The organism is Frankia sp. CcWB3, from assembly GCF_977927595.1.
Genome location: NZ_CDWRCK010000319.1, coordinates 1,166 through 4,709, shown reverse-complemented (window position 1 = coordinate 4,709; position 3,544 = coordinate 1,166). Strand labels below are relative to the sequence as shown.

At 72.5% G+C, this 3,544-nt stretch carries 2 protein-coding genes and 1 pseudogene; 1 reads left to right on the top strand and 2 read right to left on the bottom strand.

Annotated features, from left to right (window positions below):
• Positions 1 to 2: 2 nt before the first annotated feature.
• Positions 3 to 1,646, top strand: coding sequence for a bifunctional aminoglycoside phosphotransferase/ATP-binding protein (locus tag ACY5KJ_RS18325; RefSeq protein ID WP_462203937.1), 1,644 nt, complete (start codon positions 3 to 5; stop codon positions 1,644 to 1,646).
• A gap of 60 nt (positions 1,647 to 1,706) precedes the next feature.
• Here ACY5KJ_RS18325 and ACY5KJ_RS18320 read toward each other — a convergent pair whose 3' ends face one another.
• Positions 1,707 to 2,342, bottom strand: coding sequence for a response regulator (locus ACY5KJ_RS18320; protein ID WP_462189125.1), 636 nt, complete (start codon positions 2,340 to 2,342; stop codon positions 1,707 to 1,709).
• Positions 2,343 to 2,624: 282 nt separating this feature from the next.
• Positions 2,625 to 3,229: pseudogene (locus tag ACY5KJ_RS18315) on the bottom strand (SAM-dependent methyltransferase); the annotation flags it as partial.
• Positions 3,230 to 3,544 lie beyond the last annotated feature (315 nt).

Genomic DNA, 3,544 nt, shown 5'->3' with positions numbered 1-3,544 from the left:
CCCTGCACCTGTCCGAGCTGGAGACGTTCGAGACCTACGAGACGCACAGCGCCACGCTGCACCTGGCCGCCGATCGCGTGTACAAGCGCAAGAAGCCGGTGAACCTGGGCTTCCTCGACTTCACCGACCGCCGCACCCGGGAGTCGGTCTGCCGGTCGGAGGTCGCGCTCAACCGCCGGCTGGCCCCCGACGTCTACCTGGGGGTCGCTGATCTCCTCGACGACACCGGTGAGGTGATCGACCACCTGGTCGTGATGCGGCGGATGCCGGCGAGTCGGCGGCTGTCCACCCTCGTCCGCCGGCGCAGCCGGGTCGGCCCGGCACTGCGCACGGTCGCCCGGGCGCTGGCGGTGTTCCACCAGCGGTGCGAGACCTCACCGGAGATCGCGGTGGCGGGGCACCGGGCGACCCTGGAGGGGCTGTGGCGGGAGGGTCTGGAAGGCATCTCCCCCTACCGCGGCACCCTGCTGGACGCGGCGGTGGTCGACGAGATCGGCGAACTGGCGCTGCGCTACCTGGCCGGCCGGGAGACGCTGCTCGGCGATCGGGTGCGCGCCGGGTGGATCCGCGACGGGCATGGCGACCTGCTCGCCGACGACATCTACTGCCTCGACGACGGACCCCGCATCCTCGACTGCATCGAGTTCGACCCGCGGCTGCGCTTCGGTGACGTCCTCGGTGACGTCGCGTTCCTGGCGATGGATCTGGAACGCCTCGGCGCGCCGGAGGAGGCCGCCGAGTTCCTCGACGCCTACCGGGAGTTCAGCGGCGAGGTGCACCCGCGGTCGTTGCAGCATCTCTACGTCGCCTACCGGGCGTTCGTCCGGGCGAAGGTGACCTGTATCCGGGGCGGGCAGGGTGATCCCGACGCGGCCGAGGAGGCCCGCCGGCTGCTGGCCGTCGCCCACCGTCACCTGCGGGCCGGCCGGGTCCAGCTCGTCGTGGTCGGCGGGCTGCCCGGGACGGGCAAGACGACCCTGGCCGGCAGGCTGGCCGGGGTCGGTGACGGCTGGGTGCTGCTGCGCTCCGACGTGATCCGCCAGGAGTTGACCGGGATGCCTCTGCGTGAGGGCGGGCCGGCTGCGGACACCACCGCCGGCGGGTACGCCAGTGCCCTGCGCAACGCCGGCGGCACCGCCACGAGAACCGGAGCCCACGGAACCGGAGCCCGCCGCGACGCCGGTACCGGCGCGGTGGGCGCGGTGGGCGTCGCGCCGGCGGGCGGGCCGGTCGCGGACGGCGACCCCGCGACCTCCGACCCGCGGTTCGGCACCGGGCGCTACGCCCCCGAGATCACCGACGCGACGTACGCCGAGATGCTGCGCCGCGCCGGGGCGGCTCTCGCCCGCGGGGAACGGGTGGTGCTGGACGCCTCCTGGTCGAGCGCGCGTCACCGCCGGGCCGCCGCCGAGCTCGCCGCAAGCGTCTGCGCCGACCTGGTGGAGCTGCACTGCGTGACGGCACCGGAGGTGGCGGCTGCCCGGATCGGCCGCCGCGCCGCCGCGGGCACCGATCCGTCGGAGGCGACGATGGCCATCCACCGGGCGATGGCGGCCCGCGCCGACCCCTGGCCGTCGGCGACGGTGGTACGCACCGCCGTCCCGGTCGCCGAGGCCCTGCAGACGGTTCTCGCCCACCTGGACTGACGCCGCCCGGTGGGTCCGGTGTGACCATCCCGCGCGGCGCCGTCGCGTTTCAGGGCGCCGTCACTTCTCGATGCGGGTGGCGTACACGGCGGCCTGGGTGCGGCTGGACAGCTCTAGCTTCTCCAGGATGGCCGAGACGTAGTTCTTCACCGTCTTCTCGGACAGGTGAATCCGCCCGGCGATCTGCCGGTTGGTCAGCCCCTCCGCGATGAGGACGAGGATCTGGCGTTCCCGCTCGCCGAGGGTGGCAAGCTTGCGGTCCTCGGCCGGGCCCTCCCGCAACCGGGTGAGGACCCGCTGGGTGACGGCCGGGTCGAGCAGGGAACGGCCCGCGGCGATCGTCCGGATGGCGCCGACCAAGTCCGTGCCCCTGATCTGCTTGAGCAGGTAGCCGGCGGCCCCGGCCATGATGGCGGCGAACAGGGCGTCATCGTCGTCGTAGGAGGTGAGGATCAGGCAGCCGATCTCGGGATGCGCCGAGCGCAGGTCCCGGCAGACGTCGATACCGTTGCCGTCCTCGAGGCGGGCGTCGAGCACGGCAACGTCCGGCCTCGTCGCCGGGATCCGGCGCAGTGCCTCCGCCGCGGTGGACGCCTCTCCGACGACCTCGATGTCACCGGTCTCGGAGAGCATCTCGCGGATGCCGCGCCGGACGATCTCATGATCGTCCAGGAGGAAGACCCGTACGGTGCCCACGGTGTCGACGATACTCACGGTGCCGACGATACCGTCCATGGTCGTCGCCCGGACCGGTTCGGCATGGTGCCGGGAGGGTGCGCGGGTGCGGCCGGGCCCGTTGCGGGCCCGTTCGAGCCGTTCGGCGCCTCCGGGTGAACCCGCCCGCGTGAGCGCACCGCCCCCGGCCCGGGGCCCGCAGCGGCTGGCGGCCGCACAACCGGTGAGAGCCGGTGGCTACCCGAGGCGGTTACCCGAGGCGGGCGACGCCGCCGTAGACACTGACCTCGGCATCGGTCGGCAGACACTGACCTCGGCATCGGTCGGCACCTCGCCCTCGGCGGCGGGCTCCTCCGGCCGCCACCGAGGGACCATCTCCACTCCGGGGTCGATGAGCTCCAGGCCGGCAAAGAACCGTTCCACTTCGGCCCGAGTGCGGTGCTGCCCGGGGATGCCCCGGGAGCGGTACGTGGTGAAGAGCTGCTCCATGCCGGGGTTGACGTCGGCGGTGGCGTGGGTGAGCGCCAGATAACTGCCCGACGGCAGGGCCGCCAGCAGCCGGCCGAGGACGCCGTAGGGGTCATCCGCGTCGGGGATAAAATGAAAGATCGCGATCAGGGACAGGGCGACTGGCTGGGTCAGGTCGAGGGTGTCGCGCAGTTCCGGGGCGGCCAGAATGCGCTCCGGGTCGCGCAGATCCGCGTCGAGGTAGGCGGTGCGGCCCTCGGGGGTGCTGGCGAGCAGGGCGCGAGCGTGGGCGAGCACGATCGGGTCGTTGTCGGTGTAGACGATCCGGGCGTCCGGGGCGAGGCCCGGTTCTCCACCGCGGCGGTGCTGGCGCCCGGGAAGGCGGCCCGTGCCTGCTCGGCCGCCTCCCGATCAGCGGGGAAGTTGTCCTTGCCGCCCAGGTAGTAGTGTCGGGTAGCGAGGGCACATTGCTGTGCCCCCGCCCCCTCAGAACCGTGCGTGCGCCTCACGACGCACACGGCTCAAGCAAGCCCGGGGGCTCGCAGGCTGCGAAGGTGCTGTTTCGACGCGCTCGTCGGTGGGTAGCCGTCGGGCGCAGTGGGTGTGCACGAGGCGGTGAGCAGAGGATACGTCCGGCGTGCCGGATTCGGGGCTGAGGGCGATCGATTGTCGGTTGATCTCCTTTCGTGTCCCGGCAAGCCACTGTTCCCATTCCTGGGGGCTGTTGGGCTCGCTTCTGAGGAGTCGAAATGAAA